Annotated in this window: 15 protein-coding genes and 1 pseudogene; 8 read left to right on the forward strand and 8 right to left on the reverse strand. The window is 67.3% G+C overall.

Features of this window, described 5'->3' with window-relative positions:
* Positions 1 to 66 precede the first annotated feature (66 nt).
* Positions 67 to 1275, forward strand: a complete 1209-nt coding sequence (locus tag ACIA76_RS20270) for a NupC/NupG family nucleoside CNT transporter (RefSeq protein WP_397153375.1) — start codon at positions 67 to 69, stop codon at positions 1273 to 1275.
* A 91-nt stretch (positions 1276 to 1366) separates the two neighbouring features.
* Here ACIA76_RS20270 and ACIA76_RS20275 read toward each other — a convergent pair whose 3' ends face one another.
* Positions 1367 to 2536: a hypothetical protein gene (locus ACIA76_RS20275; RefSeq protein ID WP_397153376.1), complete on the reverse strand. Its 1170-nt coding sequence runs from the start codon at positions 2534 to 2536 to the stop codon at positions 1367 to 1369.
* A gap of 278 nt (positions 2537 to 2814) precedes the next feature.
* Positions 2815 to 3165, reverse strand: coding sequence for a hypothetical protein (locus ACIA76_RS20280; protein ID WP_397153377.1), 351 nt, complete (start codon positions 3163 to 3165; stop codon positions 2815 to 2817).
* A 159-nt stretch (positions 3166 to 3324) separates the two neighbouring features.
* Here ACIA76_RS20280 and ACIA76_RS20285 point away from each other — a divergent pair, with 159 nt between their 5' ends.
* The 6 genes from ACIA76_RS20285 (at position 3325) to ACIA76_RS20310 (ending at position 9402) form a co-directional block, all read left to right on the forward strand.
* On the forward strand, positions 3325 to 3534 hold the full coding sequence (locus ACIA76_RS20285; protein ID WP_397153378.1) for a molybdopterin-binding protein: 210 nt from the start codon (positions 3325 to 3327) through the stop codon (positions 3532 to 3534).
* 11 nt (positions 3535 to 3545) lie between these two features.
* Positions 3546 to 5798, forward strand: coding sequence for a M20/M25/M40 family metallo-hydrolase (locus tag ACIA76_RS20290; RefSeq protein ID WP_397153379.1), 2253 nt, complete (start codon positions 3546 to 3548; stop codon positions 5796 to 5798).
* A 78-nt stretch (positions 5799 to 5876) separates the two neighbouring features.
* The gene (locus tag ACIA76_RS20295; RefSeq protein ID WP_397153380.1) at positions 5877 to 6446 is read left to right on the forward strand and encodes a TetR/AcrR family transcriptional regulator; all 570 of its coding nucleotides are present in this window, start codon (positions 5877 to 5879) and stop codon (positions 6444 to 6446) included.
* A gap of 79 nt (positions 6447 to 6525) precedes the next feature.
* Positions 6526 to 7554, forward strand: coding sequence for a medium chain dehydrogenase/reductase family protein (locus ACIA76_RS20300; protein WP_397153381.1), 1029 nt, complete (start codon positions 6526 to 6528; stop codon positions 7552 to 7554).
* A gap of 55 nt (positions 7555 to 7609) precedes the next feature.
* A complete protein-coding gene (locus ACIA76_RS20305) occupies positions 7610 to 8947 on the forward strand; it encodes a carotenoid oxygenase family protein (RefSeq protein ID WP_397153382.1) in 1338 nt (445 codons plus the stop codon).
* 11 nt (positions 8948 to 8958) lie between these two features.
* Positions 8959 to 9402: an SRPBCC family protein gene (locus ACIA76_RS20310; protein ID WP_397153383.1), complete on the forward strand. Its 444-nt coding sequence runs from the start codon at positions 8959 to 8961 to the stop codon at positions 9400 to 9402.
* 46 nt (positions 9403 to 9448) lie between these two features.
* Here ACIA76_RS20310 and ACIA76_RS20315 read toward each other — a convergent pair whose 3' ends face one another.
* From ACIA76_RS20315 to ACIA76_RS20325, 3 genes are all read right to left on the reverse strand, one after another.
* Positions 9449 to 10138 (reverse strand): TetR/AcrR family transcriptional regulator, encoded by a 690-nt coding sequence (locus ACIA76_RS20315; RefSeq protein WP_397153384.1) that lies wholly within the window; start codon positions 10136 to 10138, stop codon positions 9449 to 9451.
* A 90-nt stretch (positions 10139 to 10228) separates the two neighbouring features.
* Entirely contained in the window at positions 10229 to 11710 is a 1482-nt protein-coding gene (locus ACIA76_RS20320; protein ID WP_397153498.1) for a carboxylesterase/lipase family protein, read from the reverse strand.
* Between the two features lie 46 nt (positions 11711 to 11756).
* Positions 11757 to 13112, reverse strand: a complete 1356-nt coding sequence (locus ACIA76_RS20325) for an MFS transporter (RefSeq protein ID WP_397153385.1) — start codon at positions 13110 to 13112, stop codon at positions 11757 to 11759.
* Between the two features lie 343 nt (positions 13113 to 13455).
* Between ACIA76_RS20325 and ACIA76_RS20330 the strand changes: the two genes are divergently transcribed.
* Positions 13456 to 14490: an alpha/beta hydrolase gene (locus tag ACIA76_RS20330; protein WP_397153386.1), complete on the forward strand. Its 1035-nt coding sequence runs from the start codon at positions 13456 to 13458 to the stop codon at positions 14488 to 14490.
* A 36-nt stretch (positions 14491 to 14526) separates the two neighbouring features.
* Here the strand turns inward: ACIA76_RS20330 and ACIA76_RS20335 are convergent, their stop codons facing one another.
* From ACIA76_RS20335 to ACIA76_RS20345, 3 genes and pseudogenes are all read right to left on the reverse strand, one after another.
* On the reverse strand, positions 14527 to 15129 hold the full coding sequence (locus tag ACIA76_RS20335; RefSeq protein WP_397153387.1) for a hypothetical protein: 603 nt from the start codon (positions 15127 to 15129) through the stop codon (positions 14527 to 14529).
* A gap of 10 nt (positions 15130 to 15139) precedes the next feature.
* A pseudogene (locus ACIA76_RS20340) lies at positions 15140 to 15780 on the reverse strand (3-hydroxyacyl-CoA dehydrogenase NAD-binding domain-containing protein).
* A complete protein-coding gene (locus tag ACIA76_RS20345) occupies positions 15777 to 16691 on the reverse strand; it encodes a hypothetical protein (protein ID WP_397153388.1) in 915 nt (304 codons plus the stop codon). The pseudogene ACIA76_RS20340 and the gene ACIA76_RS20345 overlap by 4 nt, the downstream one beginning before the upstream one ends.
* Positions 16692 to 16717 lie beyond the last annotated feature (26 nt).

Genomic DNA, 16717 nt, shown 5'->3' on the forward strand with positions numbered 1-16717 from the left:
CCCGATCAATTCCATCGCCGATGTAGCCTTTCCGCCGTTGATCTTCTTTGACAGTCGGAGGTGCGCGTGCGGTATGTGATCGGGGTCGTGGGGCTGCTGGTCTTCCTGCTCCTCGCCTGGCTGCCCAGTACCGACCGCCGCGCGGCGGTCGGCAAGCTCGGGCGGGTGGCGATTCTGCTGGTGGTTCAGTTCGCGCTCGGATTCCTCCTGCTTCGAACCGGCGTGGGCACCACGGTGATCCGGGTCATCCGCGACGGATTCCAGCACATCCTCGACTATGCCGGGCAGGGCACCAGCTTCGTCTTCGGCGATGTGGCCAAGTACGGACAGACCCCGGCGTTCCTGTTCTCGGTGCTGATGCCGGTCGTGTTCGTCTCCGCGCTGATCGGCATCCTGCAGCACATCCGGGTGCTGCCGCTGATCATCAAGTACCTCGGCCTGATGCTGTCGTGGGTGAGCGGCTTCGGCAAGGTGGAGTCGTTCAACGCGGTCGCCGCGGCGATCCTCGGCCAGTCCGAGGTGTTCATCTCGCTGCGCGGCATGCTGGATCGCATTCCGCCGCAGCGGATGTACACGCTGGCGGCCTCGGCCATGTCGACGGTGTCGGCATCGATCCTGGGCGCGTACATGCAGCTCATCGACGCCCGCTTCGTCATCACCGCGATCGTGCTGAATCTGCTGGGCGTCTTCGCGGTGACCGCACTCGCCAACCCCTACCGCGTCGATCCGCTGGAGGATGCCGAACTGCTCGAGGGCGAATCCGCCGACGCACGCAGGGCGCAGTCGTTCTTCGAGATGCTCACCGACTACATCCTGGTCGGCTTCCGGGTGGCATTCACGGTGGCGGCCATGCTCATCGGCTTCATCGCGCTGCTGGCCATGGTGAACGGCATCTTCGCGGCCCTGTTCAACGGCACGACGTTCCAGGACGTGATGGGCCACGTCTTCGCCCCGCTGGCCTACATCACCGGCATCCCGTGGCACGAGGCCGTGGACGCGGGGAAGTTCATGGGCACCAAGCTGGTCTCCAACGAGATCGTCGCCATGCAGGAGCTGCATCAGGACCACGGCGGCCTGTCCACCCACACGATGGCGATCGTCTCCACCTACCTGGTCTCCTTCGCGAACTTCTCCAGCATCGCGATCATCATCGGCGCGGTCCGCAGCCTCAACGAGAAGCAGGGTCTGGTCACAGCGGGATACGGCCTGCGCCTGCTGTATTCGGCCACCCTCGTCAGCTTCATCACCGCCACCATCGTGGGCCTGCTCAGCTGAGCTGGAATGAGCAGGCGGCGCCCGACGTAGTACTGCCCCGAAAAGCGTTCAGGCCCTCGACGTATCGTCGAGGGCCTGAACGGACTTCTCACTACTCGTCGTCGGCGACGCCGTTGGTCGCCGTGGCGCGCTGCTGCTTCTTGGCGCGGGCGCGGCGGCGTTCGGCACGCAGCTCGGCGAGCTCCTGTTCGAGGGTCTCGGCGATGCGGAACTGACCGGTGTCGTACAGATTCATCGAATCGGTGTCCGGATCGGCCTCGGGCCGCTCCTTGGCCTTCTTACCGTTGCCGTTGGCCGGGGCGTCCTTGAGATCGGACATCCAGTTCTTGGCCGACGAATTGTTCGGCGGGGGCGTCGATTTCGGCAGCCAGATATCGGGTTCGACCGAGGGATCGACGGTTTCGGCATCGCGCACGTCGGCATCGGGCTTGGCACCGGCGGGCTGATGCTGTTCGGCGGGCGCGGTCGGCAGCGCGGGCAAGGGAGCCGCCTGCCGTGTGTCGGGGGCCGCCTGCCTGATGAAGCTGACGAAGGTCGGCAGCGTGCGCCGGATCTGCTCGGCCGGGTCGGGAATGTCCTTGACCTGGTCGGTGGCCCGGGTGATGGCCTGGCCGTACCGATGGCTGGCCGAATCGTGCACCAGCAGCGCGACGCCGACCATGACCGGTGCGACCGCGTGCACGCCGACGTCGTACCACGAGCCGCCGCGTAGATATGGATAGGTGTTGAGGCCCACGGTCAGTGCGAGCAGCGCCAGTTCGGCGATCACGATCTGCCTGCGGCTGTCCAGGATTCCCCATTCGGCGACCTTGTTGGTGCCGATCATGATGATGACCAGACAGACGCTGATCATGCCTTCCAGCAGATAGCTGAACCAGTACAGCGGATCGGTCGGACCGCCGGGTGCGATGTTGTGCTGGACGTTGACCGCCGACCACAGCATGCCGGCCACGACGACACCCGCGAGGGCGCGCTGGGACCAGGCACGATGCCGATACAGCGAGGCCAGTTTGGCATGCGGGCTCGACTCACGCCGCTGCGCGGCGATCGCCTTGCGGGCCATCAGGAGATCTCGCATGTCGGCCTTCGCGATCTCTTCGGACGTCTGCCGTGCACGGTCGGACGCCGAAGCTGCCGCCTGCACGTTCTTCCAGCGCTGTTCGCGTTCTTGCTCGCGAATGCGCTCGGCGAGTTCGCGTTCGGCATGGAGCTCGTCCTCCGACAGCGCCTCGGTCAGCGAGGGATCGAATTGGAACGCCATGCGACCGCGGGCCTTCTCGACCCGCCTCGCTAGCTGCGTGACCTCGTCTCCCATTGGATGTTCGATGGTCACCTCCACCACCGCCCGGTGAGATGCGGTGGCACACACGTGATCACGGGTGGAAACGACACAGGACATTAATAGTCGATTGAACCCGCAAGCGAAACTGTAGATTTGCCGAAATGCGTGTCGCACCGGCGTGGCGCGCACGACACGCCGAAGGCGGCAACTCTAAATCGACTGACCAGCAGGACAATTCGCCCGTTCCGCACCGACCCCTACGCCGCCGCGGACGAGACCAGCATCCGCCGAATCGTTTCCGGATCGTCCACATCGACGACGAGGCGGGTGAAGCCGGCCCCCGACAACTCGATGCGCACCGCGCGGCCGTCGAACAGCGTGTCCCAGAACTCCTTGCGCCCCTTGCCACGGAACGTCCCGGCGGCGATCACGCCCGGGAAGAACGTCCCCGGCGTGCGCACCCACGGCGGGCGCAGATCGACCTCGGCCGGTACGACGGCCGTGACGGCGGATAGCTCGAAGCTGACGTGTTCGCGCAGGCCGAGGAACCGGTGCGCGCCGAGCACATGCACCGTCACGGTCGTACCGGAGACCTCGAATTCCACCATCGCCCACACCTCTCACTACCGCCGAGAACGCGTACTCCTCCACAGTGGCCACCGACCCTGGCGCGAACCTGTGCCGTTCCTATGATTTCCGGCCGAGTTTTCACAGGTTTCCGCGCGTGTACCCGCGAGCTGCGGCGATGGGCTGACTAGGCTCGTCCCATGCGACTGAGCACACGTAATCAGCTCGACGGAACGGTGTCCTCGATCACACGCGGCGACGCGATGGCGGTGGTCCGGGTCCGCCTCGCCGGTGGCGAGGAGATCACCTCCTCGATCACCCGCGACGCGGTCGAGGACCTGGGGCTGGCCGAGGGCACCGCGGTCACGGTGCTGATCAAGTCGACCGAGGTGGCCCTGGCCGTCGAATAGGATCTCGAGGTATGCGGCTCGGCCCACGGCTTTCCGGATTCCTCTCCTTCGCACTCCTGGTGGCCATCGCCGTCGGATCCGCCTGGGCCCTGCAGCCGCACGGACATCGGCCCGAATCCGCGCCGCGCGACGTATTCAGCGCCGAGCGCGCGATGCGGGTGGTCGAATCCATTGCGACCCAGCCGCATCCGGTCGGCACCGCCGAACACGACCGGGTCCGAGACCATCTCGTCGACGAGCTGCGAAAGCTGGGCCTGGACACCGAGATTCGGCCGGGCGTGGGGCGCTACCCCGCCGCCCTGGGGCGCGAGGTCCTCGGCATCGGCCGGGTCGACAACATCGTCGCCCGCATCCGGGGCACCGCATCGACGGGCGCCGTCTACCTTGTCGCGCACTATGATTCGGTGCCCTCGGGGCCGGGCGCGAACGACGACGGCGTGGGCGTGGCCGCAGTCCTCGAGGCGGTCCGCGCGCTGCGCGAGGGCGGCACCACCCCGCGCAACGACATCGTGGTGCTGCTGACCGACGGCGAGGAGATCGGCCTGCTCGGCGCGGAGGCCTTCGTCGCGGCGGGCGGCTACGACCGGCCCGGTGTGGTGATCAACCACGAGGCGCGCGGCGCGGGCGGTCCGCCGCTGCTGTGGCGCACCACCCGCCCCGACGGCCCGCTGATCGCCTCGGTGGCCGCCGCGGCGCCGCATCCGAACACCGATTCGCTGTCGACCGCCCTCGCCGGTGACATGACCTCGAGCACAACCGATTTCGCCGCGCTGCAACCGGGCGGGCTGCGGGTGCTGGATTGGGCCTTCGCCGGGCGAAGCGCCTACTACCACAACATCTTCGATGATCCCGCGCATGTGGATCCGGCGGTCGTGCAGCAGATGGGCGATAACACCCTGGCGCTGATCGGCGAATTCGGCAACCAGGATCTCACCGCGGCGGGCGGCGCCGATCGGGCGTATTTCCAGCTGCCGTTCGGACCGCTGGTGGTGGTGCCGGTGTGGCTGATCGTGGCGCTCGCGATCCTCACCGTGCTCGTCGTGGGCTGGACCGTCGTTCAGGTCCGGCGCACCGGCGAGGCGAGTATCGGCCGGGTGCTCGGTTCGGCCGCAACGGCTTTCGTCGCCGTACCGATCGCGATGGCCGCGACCTACGGGCTGTGGGAGGCGGTGCTGGCCGTGCGGCCGGACTATCGCGGGCTGTTCGTCGACCCGTATCGGCCCGAACTGTACGACCTGGCCGTGCTCGTGCTGTCCGCGACCGTCGCGGTGGCGTGGTACGCGCTGGCCCGGCGGCTGTTCGGCCCCACGGCCGCCGCGGTGGGCCTGCTGACCTGCGTCGCCCTGTTCGGTGCGGCCGCCACGGCGCTCGCACCGACCGCCGCACAGATCGTCGTGATCCCGGCCGTCGCGGCGGCGCTGGGTGTCGCGCTGACCTTCCTGGTGCCGACGGCGTGGCGGCTGCCGGTGCTGACCGTATTCCTGATCCCCGCAGCGGTTTTCGCGGGCACCGGCACCTGGGTGCCGCTGCAGGCCGGCATCACGGGCGCACCCTTCCTGATCACGCCCGTGGTGGTACTCCTCGGCGGACTGCTGCTGCCGGCCCTCACCCACGCCTGGCCGAAGCGGCGCACCGCGTTGATCCCCCTGACCGGCCTCGTCCTCACGGTCGCGCTCACCGCCGCCGGTTCCGCCGTCGATCGCGTCGACGACCGGCACCCGCAAACCGTGCAGCTTGCCTATGCCCTCGACGCCGACAAGGGTGCGGCACAGTGGATTTCACGCCTGGAGCCCGGGCGGTTCACCGACCGTTTCGTGCACACCGGCCCCCTCGATCCCGCCCTGGCCGTCCTGTGGCCGGACGCGGTCGCCAGCGGCACCGCCCCCACCCAGCCCCTCGCACCTCCCACCGCCGAAATACGCTCCGATACAACGACATCCGGCCTCCGCACCATCCAGCTGCACCTGGCTTCTCCCCGAGGGGCAACCGCCGTAGCCCTGCGCTACGACACTCCCGTCACCAGTCTCCGCGCTGCGGGCCGCGACCTCACCCCCGTCCCCACCAAGGGTTTCCAATTCGCCGCTCCCCCACCGCAGGGCATCGACGTGGAACTCACCGCTCCCGCAGGCCCCCTGGCCCTGCGGGTCGCCGACTACAGCTGGCTCCCCGACGCCGGATTCGACGCCCTCCGGAACCGCCCCTCGGACATCTTCTTCCGCCAGGACAGCACCTGTGTGGTGGTGACCTCCGTCCGCGGTCTGTAGCAATCACCCAGGAGTACTCCGGCGAACTTCTACCGAACCCGTTGACACTCCAGCGAGAGTGAGTGTACAGTCACTCACATGACCAAACGGGGTGCGACACTCTCCACATCGGAGATACGGCGCGAGGCCGTGGTGGATGCGGCTATCGCCGAATTCGCCAGGACCGGCTACCACGGCACGCCGATCAACAATGTGGCCGCCAAGGCGGACATCTCGCCCGCTTACGTGTTCAAGCTGTTCCCGGGCAAGGTGGCCCTGTTCGTCGCGGCGCTCGATCACTGCTTCGAGCGGATCGAGCAGGCGTTCTCGGCGGGAGCGGCACGGGTCGCGGATGCGGACCCCGAGCAGATCCTGTTCCACATGGGCGGCGCGTATGCCGAATTGATCGCCGACAAGAGCCTGCTCATGTTGCAGGTGCACGCCCAGTCGGCATCCGATATCCCGGAGATCGCCGAGGCCATGCGCCGCGGCCTGTCCCGGGTGACCACATTCGCCAAGGAGCGCTCCGGCGCCACCGACCAGCAGGTGCAGCATTTCATGGCCTACGGCCAGCTCTGCCACCTGATCACCGCCTTCGAGCTGGACGGCAACGACAGCGCCTGGGAGGCCATCCTGACCGCGGGCATTCGCCACCCCAACGCCCACTGATCGAAAACCCCTGTCCCACAGGGTCATTCATTTACCCACCGAGTGATTGAACAGTCACTCACCCATGAGGAGTATTGCCATGACCACCATTGCCACCGAGATCGTGCTGCCCGGCAAGGTCGACCCCCGCGAACTGCAGATCACCGAGCGCGCGCTGCCCGCACCCGGCCCGGGCCAGGCGTTGATCCGAGTCGATGCCTCCGGCGTCTCGTTCGCCGAGCAGCAGATGCGCCGCGGCAAGTACTACGACCAGCCGCCGTTCCCGTTCGTTCCCGGCTACGACCTCGTCGGCACCGTCACGGCGGTCGGCGCGGAGGTCGATCCGGCCCTGGTCGGCCGCCGGGTCGCCGCGCTGACGAAGATCGGTGGCTGGAGCAGCCATGTGGTGCTCGACGCCGCCGAATTGGTCCGGGTGCCCGGACATTTGGATGCCGCCGAGGCGGAAACCTTTGTCGTGAACGGCATTACCGCATGGCAGATGCTGCACCGCGTGGCCGGGGTGCGTGCCGGGCAGACGATTCTGGTGCACGGCGCCAACGGTGGGGTCGGCTCGACCCTGGTGCAGCTGGCCCGGGCGGCGGGGGTGCGGGTCATCGGCACCGCGTCGGTGCGCAACGTCGAGGCCGTGACGGCGCTGGGCGCCGAATGGATCGACTATCGCGGCGATGTGCCGGCCCAGGTGCGCGCACTGGCCCCGAACGGAGTCGACGCGGTATTCGACCACGTCGGCGGGCCCGGCATCGTCGACTCGTTCCGGCTGCTCGCGCCGCACGGCACGCTGGTGTCCTACGGCAGCGCCTCGACCAAGAACGAGGAGGGCAACTCGCGGCTGCCGGTGCTGGGGCTGTTCGCTCGGCTGCTGTGGTGGAACACGCTGCCCAACAAGCGAAATGCGCACTTCTACAACATCTGGTCCGGTAAGCGCAATGCCCGCCGGTTCCAGAACCGGATCACCGAGGACCTCGGCGCGGTATTCGATCTCGCCGTGACCGGAACCCTGCGGGCCCAGGTGGCCGCCCGCATCCCGCTGACCGAGGCCGCCCGCGCCATGGAACTGGCCGAGTCCGGAACGGTCACGGGGAAGGTTGTCCTCGTTCCCGCCCCCTGATACGACACCCCCGCAACACATCTCATCTCAGCCCGGCTCGACGAAGGAACAGATCATGCTCAGCAAGCCCTACCTCACCGGCCACTACGAACCCGTCCCCGACGAGGTCACCGCACATGATCTCACCGTCCGCGGCACCATCCCGCCCGAGCTCAGCGGCCGCTACTTCCGCAACGGCCACAATCCGAAACCCGGTGACGTGCCGACGCATTGGTTCAAGGGCGCGGGCATGATCCACGGCCTGCGGCTGCGGGACGGCCGCGCCGAGTGGTACCGCAACCGGTGGGTGCGCACGCCCGCGCTGGACGGTGCGCCGATGTTCCGCGCGGACGGCAGCATGGATCTCACCGCGAGCGTCGCGGGCACCCATATCATCGAGCACGGTGGACGGATCCTGGCCCTGCAGGAGGCGAATCTGCCGTTCGAGCTCGACGGGGAGCTGAATACGGTGGGCCCGTACGATTTCGGCGGCAAGCTGACCACCGCGATGACCGCGCATCCCAAGGTCGATCCGATCAGCGGGGAGCTGCACTTCTTCGCCTACTCGCCCGTCGCCCCGCATCTGATCTACTACGTCGCCACCCCGGACGGCACGATCGTCCGCAGCGAGGTCGTCGACGGCGCCGGGCCCTCGCTCATGCATGACTTCGCCATCACCGCCAATTATGTTGTCTGGCTGGATATGTCGGTGGCATTCGATCCGCGGGAGACCTCGGGCATTCCCTACCGGTGGAGCGACGACTACTGCCCGCGGATCGGCGTCATGCCCCGGTCGGGCGCGCCGACGGTCACCTGGTACGACGTCGAACCCGGTGCGGTGCTGCATGTTTCGAACGCCCACGAGGATTCCGCGGGACGGGTGATCGTCGAGGGCCCGCGATTCGACCGCTCGGCCTGGGAGACCTCCTGGAAGTGGTGGATCGGCGCGCCGGGATATCCGGTCAGCCAGAACGGCGGCGCGGTGCAGCACCGGTACGTGCTCGATCCGGCCACCGGCCGGGCCGTGGAGATGGGAATGGACGATCTGATCACCGACTTCCCGACCATCAACGAGGACTACCTCGGCCGGCGCAACCGCTACAGCTATGCGGTGGCCTTCCCCGGTTCGAGTCTGGAGGGCATCGGAATCATCAAGTACGACAACGACACCGGCGCCCGCGCATTCGCACCCACCGGCGCGGGCCGCATTCCCGGCGAGGCCGTCTTCGTCCCGAGCGCGGGGGCCACCACCGAGGACGACGGCTATCTGCTCACCCTCGTCGGCGATGCCACACACGCGCGGTCGGAACTGCTCATTCTCGATGCGCGCACTATCGAGGCGGCCCCGATCGCGGTCGTCGAACTCCCCCGCCGCGTCCCCGGCGGCATCCACGGCTCGTGGATCGCGGACTGAAGGAATCCATCATGAACTATCCCACCGAAGTGAATGCCGACGCGGCGATCGTCGTCCGGCTCGACACCCGCATCGCCGCACCGATCGACCGAGTCTGGGCACTGCACACCGCGATCGACGACTGGCCCGCCTGGCACGACGACATCACCGCCGCACGACTCGACGGCCCGCTGCGACCCGGCGCGGTCTTTCACTGGAGCACAACGGGTCTAGACATCGAGTCGACCGTCTACGCCGTCTCCGCCCCACACCGCATCCTCTGGGGCGGCCCCGCCCAAGGCATCACCGGAATCCACTGCTGGACTTTCGAATCCGATGGCAACGGCACCCTGGTGCACACCGAGGAATCCTGGGACGGCGATCCCGTTCGCGAGAACCAGGAGTTCCTGACCAAGGCCCTGACCGATTCGCTGCACAGCTGGCTGGAGATCCTGCGCCGGACCGCCGAATCCTGAAACCCGCTCTCCGACACCGGGCCCCTCCGCGGAGGGGCCCGGTTCGTTACTGCGGCCGTTGTGCGGCAGGCCATTCCGGGACGCCGAATAGGGCGAGGGTGAACCGGTGGAGTTGCGGCGCCAGTGCGGGCAGGGCGGCGGGGCCGTGGTCGTCGAGGCAGTCACGGATACGGTCGTCGATCGCGCCGATGAGGGCGTCGAATATCGCGGCGGGAATGGCGGCGGGGATATCGCCCGCTCGGCGGCCGCGGTCGAAGGCCGCGCGCATGCGCTGGGCCAGAGCGTCTTTCAAGAATCTGCGGCGTTCGGCCACGATCGGTCCGGCGACCAGGCTTTCCACATGCAACGCCCGGGCGCACTCGCCATTCTCGGCGAGTGCGCGCAGATAGGTTTCCAGCGACCGGCGTAGCGGCGTATGCCACTGGCTGCCATGCTCCTGTTCCGCGCGCGGGGCGTCGAGCAATTCGAGTATGTAAGCGACCGCGACGTCGAAGGCTTCGGCGAAGCAGTCGTCGCGACCGCGGAACAGTTGATAGAACGTCCGCCGCGAAACCTTTGCGCCGGCAAGGATGTCGGCGACGGTGGTAGCGGTGAAACCACGACGGGCGACGGCTTCGAGCACCGCGAGGTGCAGCCGCATGCGCTGGGAATGCAGCACCGCCGCCGGATCGATGCCGTGCGTTCCGCGCGGGAGCCGGTCACGACCGACGCCCGCTCCCTGACCGAAAGGGTTCATCGCCACTGCAGCCCTACCGAATCGCCGAAGTCGATGCCCAGCTTCGTCAACCTGCCCCTGAGCAGGCCGCTGGGATGAACGGCTGACCGCTCAACGTGCTGTGGAGGCCTTCCGCAGGGCGGCCAGTTCGTCGGCGCGGGGGTTGGTCACATCGGTCGATTCGGGAAAATCGAAGGTGTGGACTACCAGGGATTCGGGGGTGGCGGGTGACCAGCCCGGGTCACCGTGGGTGGCGAAACGCACCCAGGCGGCGTGGGTTTCGTCGGCCAGCGGCTGTGGGGGGTTGGGTCCGGTCAGGGTGTGGGCGACGGCGAGTCGGTCGAAGACGAAGGGGATGTCCATGACGTGACAGGCGCCGAGATCGGGAAGGGTTGAGGGCCAGGCGAATTCGTAGAGGTGGGTGGGGGCCGGGGACCCGGCCAGGCTGGTGGTGTCGTCACGGAAGACCGCATCGGTGATGACGGCGGCGAACAGATCGGCCGCGGTGGCGTGGGGGCGGTTGGCGCGGTAGACATCGGCCACCGCGGGGTCGAAACCGTAGCGGAGGAGGATCGCGGGCAGGGTGTCGTCGGTGATTCCGGCGGCGATGCCCGTGGGGAAGGTGAAGAAGCGGAATTCGTCGCGGGTCCAGCCAGCGAGCACCGGGACCCGATCCGGCTGGGCGGCAAGGATATCGACCGGTCGCCCGGGGAGCAGGTCGCCGTCGACGACCGGGAAGAAGTTCAGGATGCCCAGGCCGGCGCGGACCACCGACGCACCCCAGCGGGCCGGATCGGGGTTGATCAGGAGGTCGAGGGAGAGCGTATTCTGTGCTTCGAGTAGCTGTTCCGCGCTCACCTGCCCGAATGCCGTTGCGCTCGCGGCGATTCCGAGCCGGTCGGCCAATGCGTGGCCGAGGCGGCCCGCGTCGGCGGCCTCGCAGACCGTGGATCCGTTGGCGCTCTGCGCGATCGCACGCCGGAACAGTCCCCGCGCGGGTGGCGCGGCCAGCAGATCGACCACGCTCATACCGCCGGCGGATTCGCCGAAGAGCGTGACGTTGTCCGGATCTCCGCCGAATGCCGCGATGTTCTCCCGGACCCAGTGCAGCGCGAAGATCTGGTCGTGCAGGCCGCGATTGAACGGTGCGCCGGGGATCGCGGCGAAACCCGATGCCCCGAGCCGGTAGTTGATCGACACCAGGACGACCCCGTCGCGGGCGAACGCGCTGCCGTCGTACATCTCCCGCGCGTTCGAGCCGCGCGCGAACGCGCCGCCATGGATCCAGACCAGCACGGGCAGTCCGGAACCAGCCGGATCCGGGGTCCACACATTGAGATTCAGATAGTCCTCGCCCGGAATCCCGTCGCTGCCGAGCAGCGCGTGAATAGGCGGCGGATAGGGCGCCTGCACGCAGGTGGGCCCGTATTCGGTGGCCGCGCGCACCCCCTGCCACCGCGGCGCCGGCCGCGGCAGATCCCATCGGGCCGGGCCCACCGGCGCGGCCGCGTACGGGATGCCCAGGAAGCTGCTCACCCCGTCCCGGACGACGCCACGTACCTTGCCGCTCGAGACGGACACGATCGGTTCCACACTCATCCTCCACACTCTCCTCGATTATGCGATTCCCGGCATCCCCTCATCGCGCATCCACCTCCACCTTCCGCACACGCGCCCCCGAATCGGCGCGATCCACCGATTCCAGGTCCAGACCGCGAGTTTCACGCGCGAACCCGATGGCGACGATCGTGATCGCCGCCGCCGCGGCCAGATACCACGCGATCGGCACCGACGATCCGAACCTCTCGAGCAGCCACACGGCGATGATCGGCGCCAGCGATCCGGCCACGATCGAGGTCACCTGATATCCCAGCGACACACCGGAATACCGCATCCGGGTCGGGAACATCTCGGCCATGATCGCCGGCTGCGGCGCGTACATGAAGGCATGGAACACCAGCCCGATGATCACCGCGCCCAGGATCAGCGCGTTGTGTTTACTGTCCATCATCGGAAAGGCGAAGAAGCCCCAGGTCGCCGTCGCGAGCGTGCCGATCAGATAGACCGGGCGTCGCCCGATGCGGTCGCTGAGCCGCCCGGCCAGCGGGATGACCACGAAATGTACGGCGTGCGCGATCAACAGCCACCACAGGATCGTGGTGGTGTCGACCTTCACGTGCACCTTCAGATAGGTGATGGAGAACGTGACCACCAGGTAGTACATGATGTTCTCGGCGAATCGCAGGCCCATGGCGGTGAAAACCCCACGGGGATAACGCTTCAGCACCTCGACAACACTGAACGAGGTGGCCTCGAGCCGCTCGATCTCGCGCTGCGCCTCGACGAAGATCGGCGCGTCGGTCACCTTGGTCCGCACGTAGTAGCCGATGAGCACGACGACGGCCGACAACCAGAACGCCACGCGCCAGCCCCAGGCGAGGAAGGAGGCGTCCGACAGCGTCTCGGTCAGCACCAGCAGCACCACCGTCGCCAGCAGATTGCCCATCGGCACCCCGGCCTGCGGCCAGCTCGCCCAGAAGCCGCGCTCGCGGCGGGGACTGTGCTCGGCCACCAGCAGCACCGCGCCACCCCATTCGCCGCCGACCGCGAAGCCCTGCACGAATCGCAGGATCACCAGCAGCGTGGGCGCCCAGTAACCGACCTGGTGAAAGGTCGGCAGACAGCCCATCAGGAAGGTCGACACACCGACCAGCACGAGGCTCAGCTGCAGCAGCTTCTTACGCCCGTACTTGTCGCCGTAATGCCCGAACACCACCCCGCCCACCGGGCGCGCCGCGAATCCGACGGCGTAGGTGATGAAGGCGGCGAGGATCGCGTCGAGATCGCTGGTGCCCGTAGCGAAGAACACCTTGCCGAACACCAGCGTCGCCGCCGTGCCGTAGAGAAAGAACTCGTACCACTCCACGACCGTGCCGGCCATCGAGGCGGCCACCACCCGTCGGAGACCTGCCGGTACCGCACTGCGCGCCCTCATCAGAACTACTCCTTAGTGACCTTGGCCACATCACACGACTGATTGTGATGGCCAACACATTTCATGGTCAGCACGAGTATTGGCGTGGATTCGCCCGTCCGCAATGCCCAGATTCGCGGGGCGTGCGCAGCGCCGTGCGCGATCAGCGCGACGCCCCAATTAGCATCCTCCGCTAACCGGAAGATCGTATATATCCGCAGCTCAATCTGGGTGTCGCGCATCACACTCTCACAAAGCTAATTCTCAGCAACAATCATCTGACGCCGACCGATAGAAAGCCCGAGCGCATCACCACGCGCTCGCCCTGCGGCCCTCGTGGCCGCTCGAGCGAAAGGGTCGATATATGCGAAGGATTCGGGGTTCATCGAAGTCCACTACGTCGGATACATGGCTGCGGCAATCGGTGCTGGGGGTGGCTGTGGCGATACTCGCGCCACTGGGTATCTCGGTAATCGGTTCCGGGGCAACGGCATCGGCGGCCTTCACTCCCGCTGCCTTCGACTTCTGGGTCGACTCCGCGACCATGGGGCCGATCAAGACCCGCGTCCTGCGGGCCGCCGACGGCAATACCGACCGCGTCGCCTATCTGCTCGACGGCATGCGTGCCACCGAGGACATCAGCGGCTGGGAACATGAGACCAATGTGGCCGAGGTCCTGGCCGGGTCGAATATCAACGTCGTGATGCCGGTGGGCGGGCAGTCCAGCTTCTACGCGGACTGGAACGCGCCCAGCTCGTTCTTCGGTGAGGCGGCCGGTTCGGGCTCCTCGAGCGGTTCCTCGGGTCCGGGCAAGAGCTACCGCTACGACTGGGAGACCTTCCTGACCCAGGATCTGCGCGATGCCCTGCGCGATCGGCTCGGGTTCCGCGGCGACCGCAACGGCATCTTCGGCCTGTCCATGGGCGGCAGCGCCGCGCTGACCCTGGCGGCGTATCACCCGGATCAGTTCAGCTTCGCCGGATCCTATTCCGGCTATCTCAACATCTCCGCCCCCGGTATGCGCGAGGCGATCCGCGGCGCGATGGCCGACGCCGGCGGCTACAACGTGGATTCGATGGCGCCGCCGTGGGATTCGCAGTGGCTGCGCATGGATCCGTTCGTCTTCGCACCGCAGCTGATCGCCGACAACACCCGGCTGTGGGTGTCGGCGGCCAGCGGACGGCCCAGCGCGGGCGACGGTCCCACCGTCGATACCGTCAACGGCATGACCCTGGAGGCGTTGGCGCTGGCCAACACTCGCGCCTTCCAGGCCCGCATGAACAGCCTCGGCGGCGGCAATGTGGTCTACGACTTCCCCGACTACGGCATCCACGCCTGGAACACCTGGCAGGACGAGGCCTACCGGATGCTTCCGGATCTGTCGGCCAATATCGGCTGAGTGGGGACAGCACCACCGGCTATGCACGCGTGAGCACTATGGTCCGGCACGTCCGCGTGCCGGACCATGGTGTGTTATGCCCCTGTCGCGCAGTCTGATTCGCCTGTCCGTCGCACTGTCCGTCGCCGCCGTCGCGATCGGCGGCACGACCGATTCGACGCTGTCGGTCGCGTCCAGCAATCGCAGCAGATCGGTCTCGAGCTTCGGGTAGATGGCCACACTCATCATGTGGCGGTCATCGGCGGTGCGGTAGAACAACGGCATCGACACCGAATCCGGCGGCAACGCGTCCCAATAGGCAACCGGCAGAAGGCCGTTGAGCTTCTCCCACTTACCCTCGTAGAAGGGGCACAGCCGGTGCGGGGCCTTGCGCAGATCCATGCTGATGTCCTGGCCGGGTCCGCCGCGCAGTTGCCGCAGCTTGGCCATCCCGACCGACTTCGCGACCTGCGCGATGCCCGGCGCCGAGGCCAGGCTCAGTGTCCTCGGCACGATCGGATCGGCGCCGACGAAGGTGATCTCGCCGCCCGAATCCTCGGCCGCGAGGCCGACGTCGCCGAGCACGTCCCGCAATTCGGCATGCGGATCGACCGGCTGATTCTTGTTGTGCAGTGCGTTCTTCAGACGTTGGTTGAGCATGGTTTTCCAATCAGGGGTGATCGTCGATCTTCGCGATCGCTTCGACAACCGCGTTCGTGCGGCGATCGCGTTTGTTCACAAGGCGCTGATAGTTCGATTCGCCTGTGCCGTAGGCACTCTCGATGTCATCGACGAGCTTGTTCAGCGTCGCGGGATCGGTCGATGGCCGGCCCGGCTCGATACTGCCGACTTCGACGCCCACCCCGGCGAACAGGTGCCGGGCGCCGTCGGGACCGCCGCCGAGGACGGTGCTTTCGAAGTAGCCCATGGTGAACGGATGTCCGGCGAGGATGCCCCCGGCGCTGTCCAGATCCGCGGCGATCAGGGATGCGGTGATCGACGAACTGGAGGTGGCCAGGACGGCATCCGCGGGGGCAGCACGCAGGATCTCGCCGAAGATCTGCTGTTTGACGGGCAGTCGCTCCGGACCGCTTTCCTGAACCAGGTCGGCGGACCGCACGGCCTCGGCCAGATCTGAGGTCCAGAACACGCCGTCCCACTACCGAATTCGGCCTCGACGAGTTCGCCGAGATCGGGACGCGGGTCGGTGATCCTCACCTGCCACCCGTGCCGATGGGCCAATCGGGCCCAGGACAGGCCGATGACACCCGCGCCGACCAGCGCAATGGTGCGCTGCTGCCGAGCACTCATCGGATCCCTACGATTCCGGTCAGTGACTGACCCTCGAATTTCGCGATGACGCTGTCGGAGGAGCCGTCGAGCGCGACGGCGCGCACGAGGCCGCCGAGACTGGTGACATAGGCGATGCGGGCCTCGGGGTCGACGGTGAGCCCGATGGCCTCGGCGAATCCGCGAGCCAGGATTTCCGGCGCCCGGCCGGGCTCGCCACGGTCCGGAACCGGCGCCCGATTCAACGTATTGCCCGCGGGTTCGGCGCCGCGGTCGGTCCAGTAGAGGTAGCCGCCGTCGGTATCGAGCCACAGATCGATCGGCTCGGGCAGCTGGTCCCACAGCACCACGATATCGGTGCGCGTCTGCGGCGTCTGCCCCTGGGGCAGAGCGAGATTCGCGCGGAAGATCCGCCCCCGGCCGCCCTTGGCGGGCCCTTTCTGGGTCCAATACAGCGTATTCGCGATCGGGTCGACGGCGATGCCGACGCATTCCTCGGCCTCGTCCCCGGTCGCCGGATTGACCACCAGATCGGTCAATCCGGTGCCGTCGATGCCCACGCGGCTCACCCGGCGGCCCTCGCGGTCGCTCCAATACAGCTGTCCGGCAGCGAAATCGGCGTCGAGCTGTTTGCCGGTCGTCAGCGCTCCCACCGGAAGAACCCGCCTGCGGTCGGTCCCATCGAGGGCGGCGGATTCGAGGGAGCCGTTCTTCGGCGAGAAATCGAGATTGTCATCGTCGACCGGAAGGGCGGGATCGAAATCCGGTATACCCATATTGGTCCAATAGATGCGGCGGGCGACGTGATCGTAGACGATACCGTCGGGAAACGACCGGACATCGCCGACGAGCGTCCGGACGGACAGGTCGGCCAATTCGATGCGATCAATGCTCCCCCGGCTGGTGTTGAGCACCAGAAGCGCCTGGAACACGGCCCACCTCCCTTGCTGTTATCGCT

Source organism: Nocardia sp. NPDC051570 (genome assembly GCF_044454005.1).
GTDB lineage: Bacteria > Actinomycetota > Actinomycetes > Mycobacteriales > Mycobacteriaceae > Nocardia.

Excerpts from the sequence above, each read along its gene's own strand:
- ACIA76_RS20275 (WP_397153376.1), bottom strand. The coding sequence starts at position 2,536 with ATGGCGTTCCAATTCGATCCCTCGCTGACCGAGGCGCTGTCGGAGGAC.
- ACIA76_RS20280 (WP_397153377.1), bottom strand. The coding sequence starts at position 3,165 with ATGGTGGAATTCGAGGTCTCCGGTACGACCGTGACGGTGCATGTGCTC.
- ACIA76_RS20285 (WP_397153378.1), top strand. The coding sequence starts at position 3,325 with ATGCGACTGAGCACACGTAATCAGCTCGACGGAACGGTGTCCTCGATC.
- ACIA76_RS20290 (WP_397153379.1), top strand. The coding sequence starts at position 3,546 with ATGCGGCTCGGCCCACGGCTTTCCGGATTCCTCTCCTTCGCACTCCTG.
- ACIA76_RS20295 (WP_397153380.1), top strand. The coding sequence starts at position 5,877 with ATGACCAAACGGGGTGCGACACTCTCCACATCGGAGATACGGCGCGAG.
- ACIA76_RS20300 (WP_397153381.1), top strand. The coding sequence starts at position 6,526 with ATGACCACCATTGCCACCGAGATCGTGCTGCCCGGCAAGGTCGACCCC.
- ACIA76_RS20305 (WP_397153382.1), top strand. The coding sequence starts at position 7,610 with ATGCTCAGCAAGCCCTACCTCACCGGCCACTACGAACCCGTCCCCGAC.
- ACIA76_RS20310 (WP_397153383.1), top strand. The coding sequence starts at position 8,959 with ATGAACTATCCCACCGAAGTGAATGCCGACGCGGCGATCGTCGTCCGG.
- ACIA76_RS20315 (WP_397153384.1), bottom strand. The coding sequence starts at position 10,138 with ATGAACCCTTTCGGTCAGGGAGCGGGCGTCGGTCGTGACCGGCTCCCG.
- ACIA76_RS20325 (WP_397153385.1), bottom strand. The coding sequence starts at position 13,112 with ATGAGGGCGCGCAGTGCGGTACCGGCAGGTCTCCGACGGGTGGTGGCC.
- ACIA76_RS20330 (WP_397153386.1), top strand. The coding sequence starts at position 13,456 with ATGCGAAGGATTCGGGGTTCATCGAAGTCCACTACGTCGGATACATGG.
- ACIA76_RS20335 (WP_397153387.1), bottom strand. The coding sequence starts at position 15,129 with ATGCTCAACCAACGTCTGAAGAACGCACTGCACAACAAGAATCAGCCG.